Source organism: Roseivivax marinus, assembly GCF_900109705.1.
In the GTDB taxonomy this organism is placed as follows: domain Bacteria; phylum Pseudomonadota; class Alphaproteobacteria; order Rhodobacterales; family Rhodobacteraceae; genus Roseivivax; species Roseivivax marinus.
In genome coordinates this window covers 18923-43527 of record NZ_FOAI01000015.1, presented here as the reverse complement: position 1 = coordinate 43527, position 24605 = coordinate 18923, and the positions used below count along the sequence as shown (strand labels likewise).

General features: G+C 68.7%; 22 protein-coding genes and 1 tRNA gene. 10 read left to right on the top strand and 13 right to left on the bottom strand.

The genetic code is table 11. The features are described 5' to 3' along the window. Positions 1 to 194: 194 nt before the first annotated feature. Positions 195 to 2012 carry a gamma-glutamyltransferase gene (gene ggt / locus BMX29_RS15995; protein ID WP_092814789.1) on the bottom strand — a complete coding sequence of 606 codons (1818 nt, stop codon included), beginning with the start codon at positions 2010 to 2012 and terminating at the stop codon, positions 195 to 197. Positions 2013 to 2121: 109 nt separating this feature from the next. On the opposite strand from ggt, the gene BMX29_RS15990 reads away from it, so the two are divergent. Beyond that, positions 2122 to 2197, top strand: a tRNA-Thr gene (locus tag BMX29_RS15990). Between the two features lie 188 nt (positions 2198 to 2385). Here BMX29_RS15990 and putP read toward each other — a convergent pair. The 7 genes from putP to BMX29_RS15955 form a co-directional block, all read right to left on the bottom strand. Next, positions 2386 to 3855: a sodium/proline symporter PutP gene (gene putP / locus BMX29_RS15985; RefSeq protein ID WP_092814786.1), complete on the bottom strand. Its 1470-nt coding sequence runs from the start codon at positions 3853 to 3855 to the stop codon at positions 2386 to 2388. A gap of 186 nt (positions 3856 to 4041) precedes the next feature. Continuing rightward, positions 4042 to 5661, bottom strand: a complete 1620-nt coding sequence (locus tag BMX29_RS15980; RefSeq protein WP_092814783.1) for an acyl-CoA synthetase — start codon at positions 5659 to 5661, stop codon at positions 4042 to 4044. After that, positions 5658 to 6473 carry an enoyl-CoA hydratase gene (locus tag BMX29_RS15975; RefSeq protein ID WP_092814780.1) on the bottom strand — a complete coding sequence of 272 codons (816 nt, stop codon included), beginning with the start codon at positions 6471 to 6473 and terminating at the stop codon, positions 5658 to 5660. Before BMX29_RS15975 ends, BMX29_RS15980 begins: the two co-directional genes overlap by 4 nt. After that, positions 6470 to 6859, bottom strand: coding sequence for a rhodanese-like domain-containing protein (locus BMX29_RS15970; protein ID WP_092814777.1), 390 nt, complete (start codon positions 6857 to 6859; stop codon positions 6470 to 6472). The genes BMX29_RS15975 and BMX29_RS15970 overlap by 4 nt, the downstream gene beginning before the upstream one ends. A 118-nt stretch (positions 6860 to 6977) precedes the next feature. After that, positions 6978 to 7442, bottom strand: coding sequence for a CoA-binding protein (locus BMX29_RS15965; protein WP_092814774.1), 465 nt, complete (start codon positions 7440 to 7442; stop codon positions 6978 to 6980). Next, positions 7443 to 7808: a 2Fe-2S iron-sulfur cluster-binding protein gene (locus tag BMX29_RS15960; protein WP_092814772.1), complete on the bottom strand. Its 366-nt coding sequence runs from the start codon at positions 7806 to 7808 to the stop codon at positions 7443 to 7445. Then, positions 7805 to 9160, bottom strand: a complete 1356-nt coding sequence (locus tag BMX29_RS15955; RefSeq protein WP_092814769.1) for a selenium-binding family protein — start codon at positions 9158 to 9160, stop codon at positions 7805 to 7807. The genes BMX29_RS15960 and BMX29_RS15955 overlap by 4 nt, the downstream gene beginning before the upstream one ends. A 73-nt stretch (positions 9161 to 9233) precedes the next feature. Between BMX29_RS15955 and BMX29_RS15950 the strand changes: the two genes are divergently transcribed. From BMX29_RS15950 to BMX29_RS15935, 4 genes are all read left to right on the top strand, one after another. Continuing rightward, positions 9234 to 10040: an IclR family transcriptional regulator gene (locus BMX29_RS15950; RefSeq protein WP_092814766.1), complete on the top strand. Its 807-nt coding sequence runs from the start codon at positions 9234 to 9236 to the stop codon at positions 10038 to 10040. A gap of 301 nt (positions 10041 to 10341) precedes the next feature. After that, on the top strand, positions 10342 to 11487 hold the full coding sequence (locus BMX29_RS15945; protein WP_217644396.1) for a glycine cleavage T C-terminal barrel domain-containing protein: 1146 nt from the start codon (positions 10342 to 10344) through the stop codon (positions 11485 to 11487). Between the two features lie 68 nt (positions 11488 to 11555). Then, on the top strand, positions 11556 to 12488 hold the full coding sequence (locus BMX29_RS15940) for a methylenetetrahydrofolate reductase (protein ID WP_092814763.1): 933 nt from the start codon (positions 11556 to 11558) through the stop codon (positions 12486 to 12488). A gap of 140 nt (positions 12489 to 12628) precedes the next feature. Then, positions 12629 to 13132 carry a P-loop nucleotide/nucleoside kinase family protein gene (locus BMX29_RS15935; RefSeq protein ID WP_092814760.1) on the top strand — a complete coding sequence of 168 codons (504 nt, stop codon included), beginning with the start codon at positions 12629 to 12631 and terminating at the stop codon, positions 13130 to 13132. A gap of 94 nt (positions 13133 to 13226) precedes the next feature. On the opposite strand, the gene BMX29_RS15930 is transcribed toward BMX29_RS15935, so the two are convergent. From BMX29_RS15930 to BMX29_RS15910, 5 genes are all read right to left on the bottom strand, one after another. Next, positions 13227 to 14741, bottom strand: coding sequence for a catalase (locus tag BMX29_RS15930; protein WP_092814757.1), 1515 nt, complete (start codon positions 14739 to 14741; stop codon positions 13227 to 13229). 319 nt (positions 14742 to 15060) lie between these two features. Beyond that, entirely contained in the window at positions 15061 to 15810 is a 750-nt protein-coding gene (locus tag BMX29_RS15925) for an ATP-binding cassette domain-containing protein (protein WP_092814753.1), read from the bottom strand. Further along, positions 15807 to 16745, bottom strand: a complete 939-nt coding sequence (locus BMX29_RS15920) for an iron chelate uptake ABC transporter family permease subunit (RefSeq protein ID WP_092814750.1) — start codon at positions 16743 to 16745, stop codon at positions 15807 to 15809. The genes BMX29_RS15925 and BMX29_RS15920 overlap by 4 nt, the downstream gene beginning before the upstream one ends. Positions 16746 to 16752: 7 nt before the next feature. Then, the gene (locus BMX29_RS15915; RefSeq protein ID WP_092814747.1) at positions 16753 to 17694 is read right to left on the bottom strand and encodes an ABC transporter permease; all 942 of its coding nucleotides are present in this window, start codon (positions 17692 to 17694) and stop codon (positions 16753 to 16755) included. A 4-nt stretch (positions 17695 to 17698) separates the two neighbouring features. Then, entirely contained in the window at positions 17699 to 18634 is a 936-nt protein-coding gene (locus tag BMX29_RS15910; RefSeq protein ID WP_092814744.1) for a siderophore ABC transporter substrate-binding protein, read from the bottom strand. A 236-nt stretch (positions 18635 to 18870) separates the two neighbouring features. Here BMX29_RS15910 and BMX29_RS15905 point away from each other — a divergent pair, with 236 nt between their 5' ends. The 5 genes from BMX29_RS15905 to BMX29_RS15885 all read left to right on the top strand — a co-directional run bounded on the left by BMX29_RS15905 (position 18871) and on the right by BMX29_RS15885 (position 24581). Then, entirely contained in the window at positions 18871 to 19332 is a 462-nt protein-coding gene (locus tag BMX29_RS15905) for a hypothetical protein (RefSeq protein WP_092814741.1), read from the top strand. 150 nt (positions 19333 to 19482) lie between these two features. Then, positions 19483 to 21144 (top strand): thiamine pyrophosphate-dependent enzyme, encoded by a 1662-nt coding sequence (locus BMX29_RS15900; protein ID WP_092814738.1) that lies wholly within the window; start codon positions 19483 to 19485, stop codon positions 21142 to 21144. Between the two features lie 42 nt (positions 21145 to 21186). Further along, positions 21187 to 22008 (top strand): NAD-dependent epimerase/dehydratase family protein, encoded by an 822-nt coding sequence (locus BMX29_RS15895; protein ID WP_092814735.1) that lies wholly within the window; start codon positions 21187 to 21189, stop codon positions 22006 to 22008. Then, entirely contained in the window at positions 22005 to 23213 is a 1209-nt protein-coding gene (locus BMX29_RS15890) for an NAD(P)/FAD-dependent oxidoreductase (RefSeq protein WP_092814732.1), read from the top strand. The genes BMX29_RS15895 and BMX29_RS15890 overlap by 4 nt, the downstream gene beginning before the upstream one ends. A gap of 171 nt (positions 23214 to 23384) precedes the next feature. Beyond that, on the top strand, positions 23385 to 24581 hold the full coding sequence (locus BMX29_RS15885) for an ABC transporter substrate-binding protein (protein WP_043842383.1): 1197 nt from the start codon (positions 23385 to 23387) through the stop codon (positions 24579 to 24581). Positions 24582 to 24605: the final 24 nt, after the last annotated feature.

The window sequence follows — 24605 nt, the reverse complement described above, 5'->3', positions numbered from 1 at the left end:
GCGACGGCGGATCCGGATATTCTTGCCAGGAAGACGGTTGGCGGATGCTGTCAGGGCCGGCTTGAGGTGCGGACTGCGCCGAAGGATCGTCGGTGCCGTCGGTGCCGTCGGTGCCGTCGGCGCGAAAGAGCCGGGTGGGGCGGCGAATCCCAGGCGTCAGGGCCGCGCCCCGCAAAGGCGCGGCCCTCTCGGGCTCACTCGCCGATGGCGATGCCCTCGCGCCGGGGATCGGCGCCGCCGAGAAGACCGCTTTCGGTCACGCGGATCGCGTGCAGCCCTGAGTTCAGATCGCGCACCTCGGTGTCGAAGCCCATTTTCGACAGCGGCGTCGCCAGACCTTCGAGCTCGGTTCCCGCCTCGAGGTCGGTGGTGCCGAAACGGTTGAGCGCGTGCGGCGCGGCGACGGCCTGCTGCACGTCCATGCCGAAGTCGAGCACGTTCATCACGCCCTGCGCCACGTAGCCAATGATGCGGCTGCCGCCGGGCGAGCCGATCACCAGCGCCGGCGCGCCATCCTGCATCACGATCGTCGGCGCCATCGACGAGCGCGGGCGCTTGCCGGGCTCCACCCGGTTGGCGATGGGGCGGCCGTCCTCGTGGGTGGCGAAGCTGAAGTCGGTCAGCTCGTTGTTCAGCAGAAAGCCCCGCACGAACAGCCGCGAGCCGAAGCCGTTCTCGATCGTGGTGGTCATCGAGAGTGCGTTGCCCTCCGCATCGACGATGGAGATGTGCGAGGTGGACGGAAACTCGATCGAGGCGTCGTCGCCCCAGAGTGTCGCGTGATCCCAGTCCGGCATCCCCGGCTCCGCCGTGTCGAGGGCGCGGTCACGGCCCTTGATCTGCTCTGCGCGGGTCTTGAGGTAGTCGCCGGCGACCAGCCCCTTGAGCGGCATCGGCACGAAGTCGATGTCCGCCATGTAGCGGCCGCGATCCGCGAAGGCGAGGCGGGAGGCGTCTGAGACCAGCCGCCATGTCTCGGCCGAGGTCGGGCCCTCCTCGGACAGCTCGAAGCTGTCGAGCGTGCCGAGAATCTGGCCCACGGTCAGCGCGCCGGAGGAGGGCGGCCCCATGCCACAGACCTCGTGCGCGCGGTAGGGCACGCAGACCGCCGGACGCTCGATCACCTCGTAGAGCGCGAGATCCGTTTCGGACAGAAGCCCCGGGTTGCCCTCGGCACCCTGCACGGTTTCGACGATGTCGGCGGCGATCTCTCCTGTGTAGAAGGCGTCGGCGCCGTCCTCGGCGAGGGCGCGCAGGGTCGCGGCGTAGTCGGCGTTGGTCAGAGTAGCCCCGGCCTCCAGCGGCGCGCCGTCGGGATAGAAGTAGTCGGCGGTCGGGCCGAAACGGCCGAGCCGATCCTCGTCGTCGGCGACCAGCGTCGCGAGGCGCGGCGAGACGATGAAGCCGTCCTCGGCCAGCGCGATGGCGCGGTCGAAGAGTCCGGACCATTCGGCGGTGCCCCAACGGTCATGCGCGGCCTGCATGAGCGCGGGCGTGCCCGGCGTGCCGACCGAGCGCCCGCCGACCACGGCGTCGTAGAACTCGAGCGGCTCGCCCTCGTCGTCCTGGAAATAGGTGGGAGAGGCATCGAGCGGGGCCGTCTCGCGTCCGTCGAGCGTGGTGACCGCGCCTTCCTCGGCATCGTACCAGACGAGGAACGCGCCGCCACCGAGACCGGAGCTCTGCGGCTCCACGAGGCCCAGCACGGTCTGCGCCGCGATCATCGCGTCGGCGGCGCTGCCGCCCGCGCGCAGCACCTCGGCACCGGCTTCGACCGCCAGCGGATGCGCCGCGGCGATCATCCAGTCCTCGGCCTCGACCGGCCGCCCTTCGGCCTTGGTCTCGAGCGCCGCGCGCGCGGCATCCGACAGGGGCCCGAACTCGGAGGCCGACTCGGCGCCGCCGGTACCTTCGGGGGCGAGCGCATCGGCCGCCTGCTGCGCGGCGAGCGGCGTGGCAAGGGCAAGAAGCGCGAGGGTGTGTAGGGCGAGGCGGGGACGTGCGGCGCGCATGGCGGTCTCCTCTGACGGTCGCGGTCCCTGACCACCTAGAGGCGAACGTGGCGCGTACCATACCGACCGCTTGCCCCGCGGCGCGGGCGGCGATATGAGACGGCTGCGTGCCGGTATAGCTCAGCTGGTAGAGCAACTGATTTGTAATCAGTGGGTCGGGGGTTCAAGTCCCTCTGCCGGCACCAGCGCACCCCCACGGAGACTGCAAGAGAACGGCCCTCGGGTCGCCGCTGCGGCGTTTTCCGGCCGAGGTTCGTGCGGGCGTATCGGGCAGGTGAAAGCGGCGGGCCGACATTCCGTTGCGGATGTGCACTCCGGTCGGCCTCGGGGAAGCGTGACAGGGGCCGGATCGCCGGCCCCTGCCTTGCGTGGCTCACTCCGCCGGGGCGGCCTCGACAGCCCGGAACTCGCCCTGGTCGGCCGTCGCGCGGCTGACCAGGTAGATGGCGAGCCAGGAGAACGCGAAGCCGGGGATCATCTCGTAGAGGCCGGTGGCGGCCTTGAGGCCGGTGAAGATCCAGAGCGCCACGGTCGCCGCCCCCACCACGAGACCGGCCACCGCGCCGAGACCGTTCATGCGCGGCCACGTCAGCGACAGGATCATGAGCGGACCGAAGGCCGCGCCGAAGCCCGCCCAGGCATTCGAGACGAGTCCGAGGACCTGGCTTTCCGGATCGCCAGCGATCAGTGCCGCCACGACCCCGACCGCGACGACGGCGATCCGCCCGACGGTCACGAGGGTCGTCTCGGACGCGTTCTTGTTGAGCACCAGCTTGTAGAAGTCCTCGGCCAGAGAGGAGGACGACACCAGCAGCTGGCTCGATACCGTGGACATGATCGCCGCGAGAAGCGCCGCCAGCAGGAAGCCGGTGATCAGCCCCGGAAAGAGATTCTCGGCGAGGTAGATGAAGATCGTCTCGCTGTCCTCGATCGAGACGCCGTTGCGCTCGACATAGGCGCGGCCGAAGATGCCCACCCCGATGGCGCCGATCAGCGCGATGCCCATCCAGGCCATGCCGATGTTGCGGGCGGTGGCCACGGCGGCGACGCTTCGCACAGCCATGAAGCGGACGATGATGTGCGGCTGGCCGAAATAACCGAGGCCCCACGCCAGCAGCGAGATGAACCCGATGAAGGTCATGTCGGACGTCCACCAGCCAAGCGTGAAGCCCTCGACGCCAGACAGCGTTTCGCGCGCCTGATCGAAGCCGCCGCCCTCACCGGCATAAAGCACGATCGCGGGCATGATGATCAGCGCGAGCATCATGATGAGACCTTGGCAGAAATCGGTGAGCGACACCGCGAGGAACCCGCCGACCACGGTGTAGGCGAGGACCACGCCGAGTGTCAGCCAGATCCCGACCTGGTAGCTGCCGTCGAAGGCGCTCTGGAAGAGCTTGCCACCGGCGACGAGGCCCGAGGCGGTATAGACCGCGAAGAAGACGACGATGATGACCGCGGAGACCATCCGCAGCGTGCCGCCCTGCGAGGGAAAGCGGTTGGCGAGGAAGGCCGGGATCGTCAGCGAATTGTCGTACCGCTCGGTCTGCTCGCGCAGGCGGGGCGCCACGACGATCCAGTTGACGAGCGCACCGATGAAGAGGCCGATACCGATCCACGCCTCCACGAGACCCGAGGCATAGAGCGCGCCGGGCAGGCCGAGCAGAAGCCAGCCGGACATGTCAGACGCGCCCGCGGACAGCGCGGCGACGGCCGGGGGAAGGTTGCGTCCCCCGAGGATGTATTCCTCGGAACTCGATGTGGCGTTCTTGTAGGCGTACACTCCGATACCGAGCATCAGGATGAAATACGCCGCGAGGCTGATTAGAACTCCCAAAGACATTAAGACCCTCCGAGCCGTTTTTGCATTGAGCGACATGCCTTTTCGGGCCCGACGCCTCTCCGACCATGACGGACTGTGTCAGTCGATCAAGGTTTGCGTCCCTCGCGAGGGGCGTGAGGGGGCGATTTATTTCGGGTCGGGCTGCCGTGGTGCGGGGCGCGCGCACATGCGGCAGCCCCGCAACGGTCAGAGCTCTTTCGCCCGGTCGCGCAGCACGTTCTTGCGGATTTTGCCGGTCGTGGTCTTGGGCAATTCGCTGAAGACCACCTTTTTCGGCCGCTGGAACCCGGCCAGCTTCGTCCGGGCGTGGGCGAGCAGTTCGTCCTCGTCGGTCGCCGCGCCGGCGGCCAGCTCGACGAAGGCGCAGGGCACCTCTCCCCACTTCTCGTCGGGCATCGCCACGACTGCCACCAGCGCCACCGCCTCGTGGGTATAGAGCGCGTTCTCCACCACGATGGACGAGATGTTCTCGCCGCCCGAGATGATGATGTCCTTGGCACGGTCGCGGATCTCGACGTAGCCGTCGGGATGCTGCACGGCGAGGTCGCCGGACCAGAACCAGCCGTCCTTGAACGACTCTGCGGTCTCGTCGGGCTGCTTGAGATAGCCTTTCATGACGATGTTGCCGCGGAAGACGATCTCGCCTTGGGTCTCGCCGTCCCACGGCACCGGCTGCCCGGTGTCGGGGTCGAGGACCAGCACGTCCTCCTGCAGCTCGTAGGCCACGCCCTGGCGCGCCTTGAGGCGGGCGCGCTCTTCCAGCGGCAGGTCCTGCCAGCCGGGCTTTTCGGCGCAGACCACGGCCGGGCCGTAGACCTCGGTCAGTCCGTAGACGTGGGTGATCGAGATGCCCATCTTCTCCATCCCGGCGATCACGCTGGCGGGCGGAGGCGCGGCGGCGGTCATCATCCGGATGTTCTGCGGAAACTCGCGCCTTTCCTCGGCAGAGGCGCCGGCGATCATCGACATGATGATCGGCGCACCGCACAGATGCGTGACGCCGTGGTCGGCAAAGGCCCGATAGATCGCGTCGGCCCGCGGCGCGCGCAGGAACACGTGGCACCCGGCCAGAAGCGTGATCGTCCACGGGAAGCACCAGCCGTTGCAGTGGAAGAGCGGCAGCGTCCACAGGTAGACCGGGTGGTGCGGCATCTCCCACGTGACGACGTTGTTGACCGCGTTGGTCCACGCGCCGCGATGGGAATAGACCACGCCCTTGGGGCGCCCGGTGGTGCCCGAGGTGTAGTTCAGCGCCAGCGCATCCCACTCGTCGTCCGGCAGCGTATAGGCGAAGCCCGGATCGCCCTCGGCCAGCAGCGCGTCGTAGGTCAGCGCGCCGATCCGCTCGCCGCCCGGGCCTTCGGGGTCCTCGATATCGACGACCAGCATGTCGCGGCCCGACGCGCGCACCGCCTCGGCCGCCATGCCCGAGAACTCGGTGTCCACCAGCAGCACTGTCGCCTCGCCGTGCCCGAGGATGTAGGCGATCGTGTCAGCGTCGAGCCGGGTGTTGTTGGCGTTCAGCACCGCGCCCAGCATCGGAACCGCCAACGCGCATTCCAGCGCCTCGGGAATGTTCGGTGCGATCAGCGCCACGGTGTCGCCCTTGCCGACGCCACGCTTCGCGAGGGCCGAGGCCAGCCGCTTGCAACGCTCGGCCACTTCGCCCCAGTTTCTCCGGATCGACCCATGGATCTGCGCGGGCAGTTCGGGATGCACCCGTTCGACGCGCTTCAGGATCGAGACCGGCGACAGCGCGGTGTGGTTCGCCGCGCACCGCGCGAGCTCGGGGCCGTTGTAGTTCATTCGCCGCTCCACTCGGGCATGGGCTCTTTCCGCGTGAAGGCGCCGATCCCGGCCTCGGTGTCGCGGGCCATCATGTTGTCGGCCATGACCTGACCGGCAAGGGCGTAGGCGTCGTCGAGGCTCATCCCGGCCTGTTCGTAGAAGGCGCGCTTGCCCGCCTTGATCGCCACCGGCGACTTCGACGCGATGACCCGGGCCATCTCCTCGGCCGTGGCCTCCAGGTCGTCGCGGGGGACGACACGGTTCACAAGCCCCAGCTCGGCCACGCGCGCGGCGGGCAGGAACTCGCCCAGCAGCAGCATCTCCATCGCCTGCTTCTGTGGCACGTTCCGCGACAGCGCCACCATCGGCGTCGAGCAGAACAGCCCGATGTTCACGCCCGAGGTGGCAAAGCGCGCGTCCTCCGAGGCCACGGCAAGGTCGCACGACGCGACGAGCTGGCAGCCCGCCGCGGTGGCGATGCCCTTCACTTCCGCGATGACCGGCTGCGGCAGGCGCACCACCCGCAGCATCATCGCCGAGCAGGTCGCGAAGAGATCGCGGAAATACTGGTGGCCGCCATCCGCGTCCGTGCGCCGCGCGGTCATTTCCTTGAGGTTGTGGCCGGCGCAGAAGTGGTCCCCGGCACTGCGCAGGATCACCGCGCGCACCGATCCGTCCGCCGCGATGTCGTCGAGCGTGCGCGAGAGCGCGGCCATCATGGCCTCGGACAGCGCGTTGATCGACTTGGGCGCGTTCAGCGTGATGGTCGCGACGCCGCCCGCGTCGGACCGGGTGACGAGGTCGCCGTCCGGCGTCGGTGCCGTATTCATTCCAGTGCTCCTCCCGCTTTCTTCCACGCCGAGACGCCGCCTGCCACGTTCACGACCGGGCTCAGTCCCATGTCCATCGCCGTGCGCGCCGCAAGCGCCGACCGGCCTCCCGAGGCGCAGTAGAACAGGTAAGTCTTGTCCTGTGCAAACTCCGGTTTGTGCGCGGGGCTGTCGGGATCGAGGTGGAATTCCATCATCCCGCGCGACGAGACGATCGCGCCCGGGATGACGCCGGTGCGCTCCTGTTCGGCGCCGTCGCGGAGGTCGACGAAGACGTGGTCGGGCGAGCGGGTGAGCGCGACGGCCTCCTCGGCCGAGATCTCCGGCACCGTCTCGCGGGCCTCGCGGACCAGGTCGGCGGCGCTCTTGGTGATGGTCTGGGCCATGGGGGGCCTCCGTTTCGTGAGGGTCGACATCCACGCGATCAGCGCGGAGAGGGGCCAGTCCGACGTGATCCCCCGCATCCGCAGGCGGACCGCGCGTGCAGGGACGTGCCGGGCCGGGTCATATCGCGAGGTCGAGCCGGGGCTTCCAGAACGGGCGGAAAAGCTCGATCTTGGGGCAGCGATCCATGACGACCTTGAGGCCGGCGTCCTCGGCGAGCCGCGCGGCGCGGTCGTCGTAGACATCGATCTGCGCCCACAGGACCTTGGCGCCGATGGCGACGGCCTGCTCGGCGATGACGTAGAGCTCTTCCTTCGGGCGGAAGACCTCGACCATGTCCACGGGCCGGTCGATGTCCGCGAGCGAGCGATAGACCGGCAGGCCGCGGATCTCGGTCACGGCGTGGTTAGGGTTCACCGGAATCATGTCGTAGCCGGTTTCGTGGAGGACCCGCAGCACGCCGTAGCTGAACTTGGTCTTGTCCGCGCTGGCGCCGACCATGGCGATCGTCTTCACCGACTTCAGGATGTCGGACAGGTAGGCCTGAGAATAGTCGTAGCGGGGCGTGATGACCGTGTCTGGCATCTAGGGCTCCTTCGATGTGGCGATGTCCGCCTTGAGCTCGTGCGGCTCCAGCGGATCGAGGAACGGGTTGCGGTAGAGCTTGTCGTGACTCTCGACGCCGATCTCGAGCGTGCAGTCCGTGACCGGCCGCGCCACGCAGAGCAGGACGTAGCCGCGCGACAGTTGCCGGTTGTTGAGCGCGACCTGTCGGCGCTGGTCGACCTCGCCGTCGGTCAGCTTGGCGGCGCAGGTGATGCAGCCACCGTACTTGCAGCCGTAGGGCAGATCGACGCCCTGCTCGCGCAGCGTGTCGAGCAGGGGGCGGCGCGCCTCCACGACGTAAGTCGCGCCGTCACGGTTCGCGAGGGTGATCGTGTGCGTGGTCACAGCCAGATATCGCTCGTGCAATCGCCGCCGGGATAGCGGGTCTCGTGGCAGCGGCTGGGGCCGTTGGGTTCCTGGCCGAAATCGACGATGAAGTCCTCGTTGATGGTCATGCCACCGTTCTCGACGTCGCAATCGATCAGGACCATGACACCGCCCTTTTCGCGGATCTCGGGGTAGAACTGGTTGTCCCAGGTCGAGAACAGCGACGTCGTGACGTAGAGCCGCTTGCCGTCGAGCGAGAGCTGGAACATCTGCGGCCCGCCGGTGACCTCGACCCCGTTCACCTTCGGCGCCTTGCCGAGCAGGCCGCCCATGTAGACCTGCCCGGTGAGCTTGGGGTTGTGCGGGTCGCTGATGTCATACTGGCGCATGTCGCCGTGCAGCCAGTTGTTGAGGTAGAGATACCTGTCGTCCATCGACACGAGGATCGCAGACATCACGCCCGGCACGGGGATCGGCCATTCGGGGTGCGGCTCGTTCTCGACGTCGATGACCTTTTCCCACTCCCAGGTGCCGGCATCCGACTTCCAGAAATGGATCACGTTGCTGCTGAGCGCCGCGCCGCAGAAGCCGTGGGTGCTGTCGGGGTCGTGGAGGAACTTCACCTCGAGCGGGATCAGCCCGTCCTCGCCGAGATACATGGTCTCGACGGGCTTGCGCGCCTCGAAATCCCAGACGTGCAGGCGGCGGCCGTATTTCAGGTGGCCCACCTCCTCGAGGTCGAAGCCCGGCATGAAGGTGTTGGGCGCCGCCCATTCCGAGCTGATCATCACGTTGTGACGCGGCTGGTACCAGAAATCGTAGCCGAAGGGGATGTCACCCATCGACTCCTCCCAGCGGCCGACGATCTCGAAGTCCTTGTTGAGGTGCAGGTAGCCGCCCGGCGCCTCGCCCTTGGCGTCGCCGAGAAACGAGATGATGATCTCGGAGCCGAGGCAATGCACCGTATGCGGGCCCGAGAGGTCGGTCTTGGACTTGATCTCGGCGCCGTCGATGATCTTGTGCAGGCGCGGCGCGCGCGGGTCGGTGGCGGTGTCGACGACGTGGATGTTGTTCGACCGCACGCCCGGCACCAGCAGGTACTTGCGGCTCATCCCGGCGTCGTCGTGGCATGACGAGCAGGCGTTCCAGCCCATGTGGTGCAGCTCGTCCCCGATGCCCGGCATCTCGAGCCGGTGGATTACCTGGCTGTAGGTCGGGCTGTCGGGATCGGCGTCCACCGTCGCGAGGTAGTCGGGCTTCTGGATGCCCGTGCCGGTGTAGATCGCGATGGTGTAGAGCAGCTTTTCCCGCGGTGCCCTGATCGCCTCGGCGGGGCTCGCGTAGCCCGGTCCGCAACATGTTCCGTCCATCGGTCCGCTCCTCCCTTGAGTCTGCCGTGATTCCCGCATATCGAAAATCTGCGTCTCACGAAACGAGAAAATCATGCACCTCGACCGTCTGACACTGATCCTCGAAACCGTCGGCCAGAAGGGCGAGGCGACCGTGGCCGACATCTGCGCGCATACCGATCTGCCGCGCCCCTCCGCCTACAGGCTGGTGCAGGAGCTGGTGGGTGCGGGCCTGCTGGAGCCCGTCGCCCGCGGGCGCTTCGCGCTGGGGACGCGGCTGAAACGTATCGTGCGAAGCGATCATTCGGACGCGGCGCTGATCGAGATCGTCGCGCCCGCACTACGGCAGGCGTCGGCGGAGCACGGCGCGGCGTTCTTCCTGTCGCGCCAGCGCGGTCGCGCGGTCGAGATCATCCACGTGGAGACCCCGGACACCGGCGTCTCCTTCCTGCATCCCGGACTCGGCAAACGGCCGCTGCACGCCTGTTCGTGCTCCAAGGCGGTCGCGGCGTTCTCGCCCGATCTGCTGGCCTCGAAGACCCTCGAGGGGCGGCTGAAGGCCTATACCGAGTTCACCCTGACCAGAGTCGAGGATCTCGCCGCCGAGTTGGATGTCATCCGGGCGCGCGGCTACGCCGAATGCGTCGAGGAGATCGAGCGGGGCATGTGCTCGGTCGCGGCGCCGCTCGCCGATACCGGGCCTGGCGCGACCATGTCGATCGGAGCCACCGGATCGATCCGGGTCTTCACGCCCGAGGCGCGCGACCGGATCGGCAATGTTCTGTGCGGCATGGCGCGCGACCTGTCGCGGCATCTTGCCGGTGTCGAGCCCGTCGATCCGGCGACCGCGACGCCGCGCCCGATAAACCGCCCGGCTGCCTCCGGCACCGCGGTGAAGTAGGCGGGGGAAGGAACCTGAAAGATGTGCTCCCGTTGGTCCCCACGGGTCCTGTCGGCATGTCTTCATCCGTCCGCGGGGTCCGTTCGCGCACGGCTTCGTGCTCTGCCGGTTCAACCATGCGCGATGTCGGTTTTGAGCGATCCACCCCGACGCAGCGTAAAGCATGGTCGCCGTGGGAGGGCTTCGATTCGGAGGAGGATCGGAGCGGTCGGGCACCGGACGCCACAGCACGCGTCCCCAGCGCCCCACGCTTCTCGGAAGGCCCCTTTGCGACAGCTGGCTTGATAGGAGGAGCCCGTCGATGATGGAGAATTTCGGCTTCGGAACGCAGATCAGGAAATCGCCCTACTTCGACGCGACGGTGCGTTGGGGCGCTGCGGCGTTCTCGGTCTACAACCACATGTATATCCCGCGCGACTTTGGCGACCCGGAGCAGAACTTCTGGAACCTCGTGAACACCGCGATCCTGTGCGACGTCGCGGTCGAGCGCCAGGTCGAGATCACCGGCCCCGACGCGGCCCGGTTCACGCAGCTGCTCACCCCGCGCAACCTGTCGAAGATGGCCGTCGGCCAGTGCAAGTATGTGCTCATCACCAATGCCAATGGCGGGATCCTGAACGACCCGATCGTGCTGCGGCTGGCCGAGAACCACTTCTGGATCTCGCTCGCCGACAGCGACATCCTGCTGTGGGCGCAGGGCCTCGCGGTGTTTTCGGGCATGGACGTCCAGATCCGCGAGCCCGACGTCTCGCCGCTGCAGCTCCAGGGGCCGAACTCGGGCCGGATCATGCGCGCGCTTTTCGGGGACGAGATTCTCGACCTGAAATACTTCTGGCTGCGCGAACTCGAACTGGACGGCATCCCGCTGGTCGTGTCGCGCACCGGATGGTCGAGCGAGCTGGGCTACGAGCTTTACCTGCGTGACGGCAGCCGCGGCGACGAGTTGTGGGAAAAGATCATGGCGGCCGGTGCGCCCCACGGTCTGAAGCCGGGGCACACATCGACCATCCGCCGCATCGAGGCGGGGATGCTGTCCTACCACGCGGACATGGACCCCGATACCAATCCCTACGAGCTGGGGCTTGGCCGTCTGGTGGATGTGGACGCCGACATCACCTTCATCGGCAAGGAGGCCCTGACCCGCATCCGGGACGAGGGCATCACCCGCAAACAGGTCGGTCTCGTCATCGACGGAGAGCGCTTGCGCGGGCCGAACACGGTGTTCTGGTCGGTGGTCAAGGATGGCGAGACCATCGGCAAGGTGACCTCGGCGGTCTACTCGCCGCGTCTCGACCAGAACATCGCGCTGGCGCTCGTCTCGGCCGAACACGCGGTCCTCGACGACACCGTGACGGTGATGGTGCGTGACGTGCCGGTTTCGGCGCGCATCGTGGATCGCCCGTTCCACGACCCGAAAAAGTCGATCGCCCAAGCCCAAGTGGCCTGAAGCTCCTGAAAGAGATCCGGGCCGCCCGAGAGGCGGGCCCGGATCCGTCGTGAAAGGACGAACGAGCGATGACGCTGATGAGCTTTCTCAGGCGGAGCGGCACGGAAGGGCGCGGCGACCTCGCCGCGCTTCTCTCGGGTTATTCCATCGAGGTGATGCCGCGCACCGCGAGCCGGATCGCGGACCTGCGTGAGATGATCCCGGCGGGAACGCGGGTCTACATCGCGCATGTCGAAGGCACGCCGATCGACGACATGGTGGCCTGCGCGCGGCGCGTCCGGGCGGAGGGGTTCACCCCCATGCCGCACATCCCCGCCCGCCACATCGACACGCGCGCCAGGCTGGACGCGTGGCTCACGCGCTACGCCGGAGAGGCCGGCGTGTCCGAGGCCCTCGTCATCGCCGGAGGATCGAAGCGTCCGCAGGGGGTTTTCGACAGTTCCATGGCGCTGCTGGAAACCGGCCTCTTCGACCGTCACGGGTTCACCCGCCTTCATGTTGCCGGACACCCCGAGGGGAACCGCGACATCGATCTGCACGGTGGCAATGCTCTCGTCGACGATGCGATCCGCTGGAAGCAGGACTTCGCGGAGCGCACCGACGCCGCGATGGCGCTGGTCACCCAGTTCGTCTTCGACGCGGCGCCGGTCATTGCATGGGAACAGCGGCTTCGCGCCAGCGGAGTTCATCTTCCCATACACGTCGGTGTCGCCGGACCCGCCAAGCTTCAGACCCTTCTGAAATTCGCGGTGATGTGCGGTATCGGTCCGTCCCTGTCCGTGCTTCAGAAGCGCGCCAAGGACATCACGCGGCTGGTCCGGCCCTTCGAGCCGACCGACGTTCTCGAGGCCATCGCGCGATACAAGGCCGCGACGCCCGATACCCTGATCGCCGGAGCCCACCTCTTTCCGCTTGGCGGGATCGAGCAGGCCACCGAGTACGCCAACCGCCAGATCGGAGTGGAGCCGCGCAGTGGGCCGGGCAGGGCGGTGAATGCGTGACCTGAATTGGATGCTGCGCCCCGCTTCGACCAGCTTCGGCGTCTCCTGCTTCCTGTCAGTGGCCTACCCGGAGCGTGTGATCTAGGCTGAGAGTGAGCCGGACGGGTCTGACTGTCCGGCTTCCAGCCGAGGGACTCGCCATGCCCGCCCTCATCTCCTTCGCCGGCTTGCCTGGCACCGGCAAGAGCACCGTCGGCCGGCATCTCGCCGCGGCGACCGGCGCGGCGTTCCTTCGCGTGGACGAGATCGAGGCGGTGATGCAGGCGCGCGACCCGGGGCGCGAGATCGCCGACGAAAGCTACCGGATCGCCGCGGCGCTCGCCGTGTCCAACCTTCGGGTCGGCAATTCCGCGATCATCGACTGCGTGAATCCATGGCCCCTGACCCGAGACATTTTCGCCGACGCGGCGCGGCAGGCCGGGGCGAAGTTACTGGGCGTGGAGTTGCGCTGCGACGACCGGTCCCAGCACCGGCGGCGGGTGGAGGGGCGCGTCCTCGACATTCCGGGTGGCTTCAAGCCCACATGGGCCGAGGTGCAAGAACGCGACTACGTGACGTGGACCGACGCGGCGGTCCGCATCGACTCGGCTGCCTGCGATCCCGACGCGGCGGTGCGCGTCATCCTGAAGGCGCTGGCGAAATGACTGACACAGCGGTGTAGCCCGGTCAGACGAAAGGAGGGACCGCGATCACCGCGATCCCTCCGTCAGGGGACACGCCCCCTGATATGGCGCAGACCTACTCGGCCGCTTCGACCGGTGTCTGGTCGGTCACCGGCAGGGCCGGTTCGCCGTGATCGCCGGTCTCGAGCGCGCGGCGCACGCCGGCCTCGTAGTCCGGGTGGACACGCTTGAGCACGGCAAGCCAGCGCTCCTTCACCGACTCCGACACCGGGGCCATGCCGCCGGCCATGTTCTTGTGGAGCCGGTCGCGGTGTGCGTCGTCGAGCACTTCGAGGTAGAGCTTGCGCGGCTGCACGTAGTCGATGTCGCTGTCCTCCTGGAGGAAGCGCGCGGCCACGGCCTCGGCGTCAAGCTCCATCGGCGGCTCCTGAACGCTCTCGTCCGCCACCGGGCCGTCGTACTGGTTCGGCTCGTAATAGGCGTTCGGATTGCCGAAGTCGTTGGTGAAGAACCGCATGGAGCCGTCCTTGTGGTAGTGCTGGACGTTCGCGTTCTTCGGTGCGTTTGGCGGCAGCGCCTCGTAGTGCGTACCGATCCGGTAGCGGTGCGCGTCGGCGTAGGAGAAGATCCGCGCCTGCAGCATCTTGTCCGGGGAGAAGCCGATGCCCGGCACCACGTTGTTCACGTTGTAGGCGGCGTTCTCGACCATCTGGAAATAGTTCTCGGGGATGGTGTCCATGACCAGCTCGCCCACCTCGATCAGCGGGAAGTCGTCGTGCGGCCAGACCTTGGTGAGGTCGAACGGGTTGAAGTCCGTCTTGGCCGCGTCCGCCTCCGGCATGACCTGGATATACATCGTCCATTTGGGCGGACGGCCTTCCTCGATCATGTGCCACAGCTCTTCCTGGTAGCTCTCGCGGGTGCGGCCGATGATTTCCTGCGCCTCCGCGTCGGACAGGGTCTCGTGGCCCTGGTGGGTGCGGAAGTGAAACTTCACCCAGTGCCGCTCTCCGGCCGCGTTCCACATCGAGAACGTGTGCGAGCCGTAGCCGTTCATGTGCGCGGGGCTTTTCGGGATGCCGCGGTCGGACATCAGGATGGTGACCTGGTGCACGCTTTCCGGCTGGCCGGCCCAAAAGTCGAACATCGCCTCGGGCGAGCGCATGTTGGTCTTGGGGTGGCGTTTCTGCGTGCGGATGAAGTCGGGGAACTTGTAGGCGTCGCGGACGAAGAAGATGGGGGTGTTGTTGCCCACCATGTCCCAGTTGCCCTCTTCGGTGTAGAACTTCAGCGAGAAGCCGCGAACGTCGCGCTCGGCGTCGGCCGCGCCACGCTCGCCCGCGACGGTGGACCAGCGCGACAGCACTTCGGTCGTCTTGCCAACCTCCGAGAACATCTTGGCGCAGGTGTATTTCGTGATGTCCTTGGTCACCGTGAAGTGGCCCTGCAATCCCCAGCCCTTTGCGTGAACCACGCGCTCGGGGATGCGCTCGCGGTTCTGGTGGGCGAGCTTTTCGAAAAGCTGATGATCCTCGACGAGCAGCGGACCGCGGCCACCGGCGGTCTTGGAGGTCTGGTTCGTGGGGTAGGGGGCCCCGGACGTGGAAGTGAGGGTGGGTTTCCGGCTCATGGCTGGGATCCTTTCAGGCTGAAATGGCCCGCGCAGGTCCACGGGTCGTCGCTGCCGAAACACGCGGACCGGAGCTTCGTTCCGATCCCCCCCTCCCGTCGCAGGCGGGTCTGCGCCGACCCGCAGGGGCAGGGTTCGGCGGCGGGAGCGGCGCCGCTCGGCACTGCCGAAAGAGACGCGGCAAAGTGTTTCCATCCCTTGCTTTCGGCCGAGCGTTGGGCGGGTGATCTGCCTCTTCTTGCAGCGCTGTTTTGTGTCGCGAAAATTGCGTCTTACGGGGAGGTTTTCAGGCTGATCCGCACCCGGGCGCCCGCACGGGTCAGGTCAGCACGACCCGGCTGCCCGCCACCTCGTGCACGTCGATCGGCGTGTCGTAAAGCGCGCTCAGCGTCGGGCCTGTGATCACCTCGTCCGGCCGGCCGGCGGCGAAGACGCGGCCGGCCTTGAGCGCGATCAGGGCGTCGGCAAAGCGCGCCGCGATGGACAGGTCGTGCAGCACCACGACAACCGCGACACCGGCCCGGGCGCGCGTTCGCGCCACCTCCATCACCCGGCGGACGTGGCCCAGGTCGAGGTTGTTGAGCGGCTCGTCCAGCAGGAGGGCGCGTGGCGTCTGCGCCAGCGTCATCGCGATCAGCGCCCGCTGCCGCTGCCCTCCCGAGATCGTGTCGAGATGACGCCCGGCCAGAGCCGAGAGATCCAGCTCGGCGAGGCACGCGTCGACGATCCGGAGGTCGGCATCGTCCAGTCGTCCGCCGGAATGGGGATAGCGCCCGAAGCCCACGAGGTCGGCCACGGTCAGCCGGGGCGTGATCGTCGTGTTCTGCCGCAGGATCGCGAGGCGGCGCGCGCGTTCGGGCGGGGGCATGTCCGACAGGTCCGCGCCGTCGAGCGTCACCGACCCCGCGGACGCCTTCAGAAGCTGCCCGATCACCGCCAGCAGGGTGGACTTGCCCGCCCCGTTCGGCCCGACGAGCGCGGTCACGCGACCGGGCGCGATGGTCGCGTCGATGTCGTGAAGGACAGGCGCGCCGCCCAGCTTCGCGGACAGGGAGCGGATCTCGATCATCGCGCGGCTCTCCTCAGGATCAGGATCAGAAAGACGGCGCCACCGAGGCCCTCGATCACCACCGACACCGAGGTCTGCAGCGAAAGGACCCGCTCGAACAGGGTCTGGCCGGCGACCAGCACCACGCTCGCCAGCAGGGCCGAGAGGGGTAGCAGCACCGCGTGCCGCCAGGTGCCCGCAACCGCGTGGGTCAGCGCCGACACCAGCAGCCCGAAGAACACCACCGGGCCCACCAACGCGGTCGACACCGACACCAGGACCGCGATCAGGACCATCACGCGCCGGGCCTCGCGGTCGTGATCCACGCCGAGAGCCGTGGCGGCGTCCCGTCCCAGCGCCACGACGTCGAGCCGTGCGTGGCGGGCGAGCAGCGCGGCGAGCGCGAGCAGCGTGACCGCCGCCGCGGGCCAGAGCAGCCGGTCGTCCACGCTGTTGAACCGCGCGAAGCTCGCCGACTGCACCACCGCGAAGTCGGCGGGGTCGATCATGCGGTTCAGAAGCCCCGAAAGACTGCGGAAGAGCGTTCCGAAAATGATCCCGGTCAGCACCAGCCGGTTGAGGTCGGCTCCCCGGCGCAGGAGCCATGCAAAGAGCACGAGCGCCGCTCCGAGCATCAGCGCGGTTTCGGCTCCGAACAGCACCCGCGCGTCGAGCGCCGCGAGGCCGACGCCGCCCAGGCCGAACACCAAAAGCGTCTGGATCAGCACGTAGAGCGCGTCGAAGCCCATGATCGCGGGCGTCAGGATGCGGTTGCCGGTCACCGTCTGGAAGGCCACGGTGCTTGCCGCGACGGCGCTGCCGACGACGATCAGCGCGGCCAGCTTCTCGCCCCGGAAGGCCAGCACGAAGGACCAGTCCCCGCGGGCGCCGAGCGTCAGGAACACCGCCGAGGCGGCGGCGAGCGCGAGGCCCGTGACGAGAAGGGGGCGGGACATGGCGCGCTCAGCCCCGACCGTGGGCCGGACGGCCGTGCAGCAGCCACAGGAAAAGTCCGGCGCCGAGAACGCCCAGCACCGTGCCCACGGGGATCTCGTAGGGGTAGCGCAGCAGCCGGGCGAGGATGTCGCAGGCCAGGACGAGGGCCGCCCCGGACAGCGCCACGAGGGGTAGGGTGGCGCTCAGGTTGTCGCCGCGCAGACGGCTGACGATGTTCGGCACCACGAGGCCCACGAAGGGGATCATGCCGACGGTGACCACGGTGACGGCGGTGATGACCGAGACCAGCGCAAGACCGAGCGCCATCACCTGCCCGTAGCGCAGGCCGAGGTTGAGGCTCGCATCCTCGCCAAGCCCGGCGATGGTGAAGCGCCCGGCATAGACGAAGGCGAGCGCGCTGGCCGCGCCAGCCGCCCACAGGAACTCGTAGCGGCCGAGGAGGACGCCCGAGAACTCGCCGTTCATCCAGATGTCGAGGAATTGCAGGAGGTCGCGCTCGAAGGCGAGGAATGTGGTCGCCGCACCGAGGATGCCGCCGTAGACGAGGCCGGTGAGGGGTACCAGCAAAGGCTCCTGCGGGGGCAGGCGGCGCACCATCGCGAGGAAGCCCGCTGTGCCCACCAGCGCGGCGGCCGTCGCCGCCAGCATCTTGAGCCACAGGGCCGAACCGGGCGCCACCAGCGTCACAACCACCAGCCCGAGGCCGGCCGCCTGCGCGGTGCCGGCGGTCGTCGGCTCCACGAAGCGGTTGCGCGCCAGCATCTGCATGATGACCCCCGCCACGGCGAGGCCCGCGCCCGCCAGCAGCGCGGCGGCGGTGCGGGGCGCGCGGCTGACCGCCACCAGCCACAGCCCCTCGGCGTCGGCGGTGATCGAGCCGACGCCGGTGAAGAGGCTCGCCGCGATCAGCACGACGAGGCCCGCGGCGATGGCGGCGCGCGCCCGCATGGGTTTACGACCCGGCGGCTGCGGTCAGGGCCTCGGTCACGGTCTTCAGCGTGCGGCGCGTGGCCTGGACGCCGCCGCTGGCGATGTAGACGTCCGCCGCGCCGAGATAGACCACTTGGTCCGACTGCCAGGCCTTGGTCTCGCGCACGAGCGGGTTGTCCAGCGTCGCCTCCGCGCCCTGGCTGTCGGCGCCGATGGCCGCGCCGCGGTCGATCACGAAAAGCCAGTCGGGATCGGCATCGCGGATGAACTCGGAGGACACCGGCTCACCGTGCTGCGCCGCGCTCAGCCCCTCGACGGCCTCGGGCATCCCCGTCGCCTCGTGCAGCCAGCCAAACCGCGAGCCCGCGCCATAGGCCGACATCTTGGCGCCGTTGGTCAGCACGATCAGCGCGGCGCCCGCGTTGCGGCCCGCGGCACGGGCGTCTTCCAGCGCCGTGTCGAGGTCTGCCATCAGGTCGGCGGCCGCGTCTTCCTTGCCCCAGATGCGGCCGTAGGCCTCGATCCGGGCGCGGAGCCCGTTCAAAAGGTCCGTGCCCTCGATGGTCATGTCGATGGTGGGGGCGAAGTCCGCCACTGCCTCGGCTTGCGGCGCCGAGCGTCCGCCGACCATGATGAGATCGGGTTGCAGGGCGTTCAGCGCCTCGAAGTCCGGCTCGAACAGGGTGCCGATATCGCCTTGGTAGTCTGCGAGCCCGTCGAAGTAGGTCTTGTCGGTGGAGGTCAGTCCTTCGACCCCGAGCGCATCCAGCGTGTCGAGTGCGGCCATGTCATAGACTGCCGTGGTCGCCGGAGCGCGCGGCACCTCGGCTGTGCCGGTCGCGGTTTCGACCGAGAGCGTGTCGTCCTGCGCCAGCGCGGGACCGGTCGCAAGCGTGAGGGCGGCGGCCGGGCCGGCGAGGGCGATCGCGGTCGACAGGGCGAGGGATTTCAGGGACATGGGCGAGGCCTCCTTGAGGGTGAGCCGGTTTCCGAGCTTTTCGATAGGGTATGTGCTGACGAACGTCCACCCGGCCACGGCCGCGTTTTGTGCACATGCGCGATCACGTCTCCGGGAACGCCTGGCGTTGCGTCGGCGAAGGACGATTGACCCCAGAATAATTTCCGATAAAAATAATCAGGAAATCCGTGCAAGGTATGCCCCATCAGGGATCGACGCGAACGAGGAGCTACCGCATGTCCCACTACCACGCCGCCGACCATGGCACGCCGCTCTCGGCGCTGGGCTACTCCGAGGCCGAGCGCGATACCCTGCGCGTGGCGCGCCACTTCTTCCACGCTTTCTGCGAACCCGAGAAGCAGGGCTGGATCGCCGCCTTCGCCCACGCGCTCAACGTTCGGGGCGCCGAGGCGGGGCCGCACTTCGCGCTCGCCACCCTGAACGCGATCCAGGCTGTGCGGCGGGTGCGGCACTCGGCCTTCCGGTTCAACTGTCCGACTTGCCGCGAATGCGCGCTCTACCTGTCGTCGAACGAACGGACCTTCATGGCCGCGCTGCGCGCGGCGCAGGCCGGGGATATCGCACGGCTGCGGGCCCATGCCTGGCTTCTGTGCGAGGCCAACGAGGCGGGCGTCGTGGTCGAGGCGTTCCGGGCCCTTGCCGCGACGATCCACGACCGGGAGCCGGTGACGCTCTGATCCGGGATGGCGGAGTGCGCCGGGCGATGGCCGGCCCACGCCCTGCCTGCCTGCGGCGTTCTCGGGCCCACGCCCTTGCCGCTCGGGGCCATTCCTGATCTTCCTTGGCGCAGCGGGCGCACGCGCCCCGGCGGACGGAAAGGGTGCGACATGCATGGCGGTCAGGTTCTGGTGGAAAGCCTCGTGGCGCTTGGCGCGCGCAAGGCGTTCGGCGTGCCGGGCGAAAGCTTCCTCGCCGCGCTTGACGGGATGCACGACAGTGCCGGCCGGCTCGACTTCGTGAACTGTCGCAACGAGGGCGGGGCGTCCTTCATGGCGGCGGCCTGGGGCAAGCTGACCGGGAGCCCGGGCGTCGCCTTCGTCACCCGCGGGCCGGGCGCCACCAACGCCTCCATTGGCATCCACACCGCGCGGCAGGACAGCGTGCCCATGCTGGTCTTCGTGGGGCAGGTCGCCACGCATATGAAGGGCCGGGAGGCGTTCCAGGAACTCGACTACCGCGCGGTCTTCGGCACCATGGCCAAGTGGGCGGTCGAAATCGACGACCCGGCACGGTTGACCGAAATCGTCTCTCGCGCATGGACAACGGCGCTGTCGGGTCGCCCCGGCCCGGTGGTCGTCGCGTTGCCGGAGGACGTGCTCTCGGCGCCCAGCCCCTGCGCGCCCCTGACCGGCGCGGTGCGCGTGGCCGCGCCCGCGCCGGATCCCGACGCGCTGGCCGAGGCGCAGGAGATGCTGGCGGAGGCGACGCGCCCGCTGATCCTGATCGGCGGCTCGGACTGGAGCGCCGACGGCCGCGCCGCTCTGCAGGCCTATGCCGAGGCCTCGGACATCCCCGTCGTGGTGGCGTTCCGCTACCAGGACAGCTTCGACAACCACTCGCCCTGCTATGCCGGAGAGGCCGGGGTGGGAATGCCACCGCATGTCCGGGGCCTGATGCGCGAGGCCGACGTGATACTCGCGCTCAACACCCGGTTCGGCGAGAACGTCACCGGAGGCTACACGCTCCTCGACGTGCCGGAACCGCGCCAGCGGATCATTCATGTCCACCAGAGCGCGGACGAGATCGGCAAGGTCTACCGTCCGGCGCTGGGCCTGCACGCCAGCCATGATGTGTTGGCCCGGTCCCTGACGCCGTCGAAAGCCGACCGCGGGACGTGGCGCACCGAGGCCCGCGCGGCGTTCGAGGCCAGTCTGGACGTGCCCGCGCAGCCCTCGCCCGTCGATATGGCCGCGGTGATGGCACACCTCGCAGAAGTGCTGCCCGAGGACGCCATCGTCACCAACGGCGCCGGCAACTTCGCGATCTGGCCGAACAAGGTTTTCGCCTATGGTCCCGGCCAGCGCCTGCTGGCGCCGCAATCGGGCGCGATGGGCTACGGCCTGCCCGCGGCCATCGCCGCGAAGATCGCCCACCCGGAGCGGACCGTGATCTGCTTCGCCGGTGACGGCGACTTCCAGATGAACGGGCAGGAACTGGCGACGGCCCGGCAGGCCGGCGCCGTCCCGGTGGTGCTGGTCGTGAACAACGGCATCTACGGCACGATCCGCGCTCACCAGGAGCGGAACTACCCCGCGCGGGTGTCGGGCACCGACATGACCAACCCCGACTTCGCGGCGCTGGCGCGCGCCTATGGCGTGCATGGCGAGCGGGTGGGCGCCACGGCCGACTTCGCCGCTGCCTTCGAGCGGGCGCTCGCGTCCGGCACAGGCGCGGTGCTCGACCTCGACGTGGCCGCCGACGCCGTGAGCCCCCGCCAGACCCTGTCTCAGATGCGCGCGGCGGCGCAGGCCGCCGGGGCGGCCGGATGAGAGCAGCGCACCCAAACAACTACTGACAGACCCGGAGGCGCCATGAGCGAGCCCATCTTCGACACGATCCTCATCACCGGCGCCGCCGGCAATCTCGGCACCGAGCTGCGCCGGGGTCTTGCGCCTCTGGCCCGCCGCCTGCGGCTGAACGACCGCGAGGAGATCGCCGACCTCAAGGTCAACGAGGAAGCCGTGATCTGCGACCTCTCGGACGAGGCCGCGGTGATCGCCATGTGCGAGGGCGTGGATGCCATCGTGCACTTCGGCGGCGCGCCGGTCGAAAAGCCCTGGCAGGAGATCCTCGATAGCTCCATCCGCGGCAGCTACCACGTCTACGAGGGCGCCCGGAAGCACGGGGTGCGCCGGGTGGTCTACGCCTCGTCGGTCCATGCGATCGGCTTCCACACGCTCGAGTCGAACATCGACGCCCGCAGCCCGCAGCGGCCGGACACGCTCTACGGCGTGTCGAAGTGCTTCGTGGAGAACCTGTCGAGCCTCTACTGGGACAAGTTCGGCATCGAGAGCGTCATGGTGCGGATTTTCTCGTCCTTCCCAGAACCGGCGGACCGTCGGCACCTGTGGTCGTGGCTCAGCTTCGACGACCTGAACCGGCTAGTGACCGCCGCGCTGACCGCGCCACGGGTGGGGCACACCATCGTCTTCGGGACATCCGACAACGCGATCGTGCCGCTCGACAACCGGTTGGCCGGGCACCTGGGCTTCCACCCGCAGGACAATACCGAGCCTTACCGCGCCGCCGTCGAGACCCGCACGCCGGTGCCCGATCCGCATGACCCGACCGTGGCACGCTACGGCGGGGCCTTCGTGACCTATCCGCACCCGGACGACGACGGCACCGCATGAGCGCATGCCGCGACGTGGTGATCGTGGGCGGCGGCGCGATCGGCGCGTCGGCGGCCTTTCACCTCGTCGCGGATCCGGGCTTCGGCGGCACGGTCACCGTGATCGAACGCGACCCGCGCCACACCCGTAGCGCCACGGCACTGTCCGTCGCCTCGATCCGCAGCCAGTTCTCGCAGCCGGGCAACGTCGCCATGAGCCTTTACGGCGCCGATGTCATCCGCCGCTTCCCGCAGATCACCGCGACGGAGGACGGTCCCGGTCCCGATCTGGCCTTCCACGAGGCCGGATACCTGACGCTCGCCGCGACCGGGGCAGGGGCCGAGACCCTGCGCGCGAACCACGCGGTGCAGGTGGCGGCGGGGGCGGACGTGGCGCTTTGGTCGCCGGACGAAATCGCGGCGGCCTTTCCGCATCTGAGGACCGATGACCTGATGCTCGGCGCCTATGGCCGGTCGAACGAGGGCTGGTTCGACAACATGGGAATGCTGTCGGGCTACCGGCGCGCGGCGCGGGCACGGGGGGCGACCTTCGTCCCCGGCGACGTCACCGGGCTTGTGCGCGACGGCCCGCGCGTGTGCGGCGTGGTGCTGGCCGACGGCAGCGAGATCGCGGCCGGAGCGGTGGTGAACGCCGCCGGCACACGGGCGGGGCAGGTGGGAGCGACGGCGGGGCTGAGGCTGCCGGTCGGTCCGCGCAAGCGCACGGTCTTCGTCTTCGACTGCGCGCGCTCGCCCGAGGGCAGCGCGACCGTGGCGAAGGGGCGCCTGCCGCTGATGGTGGACCCGTCCGGCGTCTACTGCCGCCCCGAGGGGCGGGGCTTTGTCACCGGCGCTGCGCCCGATCCGGACCCCGAGGTGGCGTTCGACGATTTCGAGCCGCGCGAGGCCGAGTTCGACGACGTGATCTGGCCCGCGCTCGCCGCCCGGTCCGAGGCGTTCGAGGCGATCCGCGTGCAGGCGCGCTGGGTCGGGCACTACGAGTGGAACGCCTTCGACCAGAACCTCCTGCTGGGCGCACATCCCGATGCACCGGGCCTCGTCTCGGCCTGCGGGCTTTCGGGACACGGCTTGCAGCAGGCCCCGGCGGTGGGACGCGCGGTGGCCGAAATCGTCCTTTACGGCGCGACGCGCGCGATAGACCTGTCCGACTTTGGCGTCGCCCGGGTGGACGAGGGCCGGCCTCTGACCGAGCGAGCGGTAATATGACGTTGCGGCGCGCCCGCTCCGGATGCCGCCGACGTTGACGGCGGCGCGCGTTCGTTCCATCACGATTGGGCCTGTCGCTTACAAGACAACGTGCCATAATCCGGCGGCGGGCGTCCTGCCCGAGCCGCATATCCGGCCCGGTGAGGGCCACAGAACCGACAAGGGAGACACATGCGACACCTTCTTCTGACCGCCGCCGCCGCGAGCCTGACCGCGGGCGCGGCCTTCGCCGAAAGCCACACCGACTCGGTCAAGATGGGCGTGCTGCTCAGCTTTACCGGTCCGATCGAGAGCCTGACGCCGGCGATGGCCGCGGGTGCCGAAATGGCGATCTCGGAAGCGTCGGGGGACGAGAACTTCATGGGCGGCATGGCGATCGAGCCGGTCCGCGGCGACGCCACCTGCGTCGATGCCGCAGCCGCCACGGCCGCGGCCGAGCGCATGGTGACCTCGGACGGCGTGACCGCGATCATGGGCGCCGACTGCTCGGGCGTGACCACCGCGGTTCTCGCGAACGTCGCGGTGCCGAACGGCATCTCGATGATCTCGCCCTCGGCGACGTCGCCGGCGCTGACCGAGGCCGAGGATGACGGCCTGTTCTTCCGCACCGCACCCTCCGACGCCCGCCAGGGCGAGGTTCTGGCCGCGATCCTGAGCGAGGAGGGCATCTCCTCGGTCGCGGTGACCTACACGAACAACGACTACGGCAAGGGCTTTGCCGACGCGTTCCAGGCGGCCTTCGAAGAAGCGGGCGGCGAGGTCACGATCGCGGCGGCGCACGAGGACGGCAAGGGCGACTACTCGGCCGAAGTCGGTGCGCTGGCCTCCGCAGGCGGCGACGCGCTCGTCGTGCTGGGCTATGTCGACCAGGGTGGCGCGGGCGTCATGCAGTCGGCGCTCGACACCGGTGCGTTCGACCTCTTCGCGCTGGGCGACGGCATGATCGGCGACAGCCTGACCGAGCGCTTCGGGACCGACATCGACGGCACCATCGGCACCGCGCCGGGCTCCGAGAACGAGGGCGGCGACGTCTTCGCGGACATGGCCTCGGAAGCCGGGATCGACGGCACGTCGGTCTATGCCGGCGAAAGCTACGACGCGGCCGCGCTGACCATCCTCGCGATGGCCAAGGCGGGTTCGGCGTCGGCGTCGGACTTCAAGGGCGAGGTCATGGGCATCGCCAACGCACCGGGCGAGCAGATCCTGCCGGGCGAGCTGTCGAAGGCGCTGCAGATCATCGCGGACGGCGGCGAGGTCGATTACCAGGGCGCGACCGGCGTCGAGTTCGTCGAGCCGGGCGAGGCCGCGGGCTCCTACGCTCAGTTCGAGGTGCAGGACGGCGCGCTGACGGTGGTCGGCTACCGCTGATCCCGACCTGACGGAACGACCGGA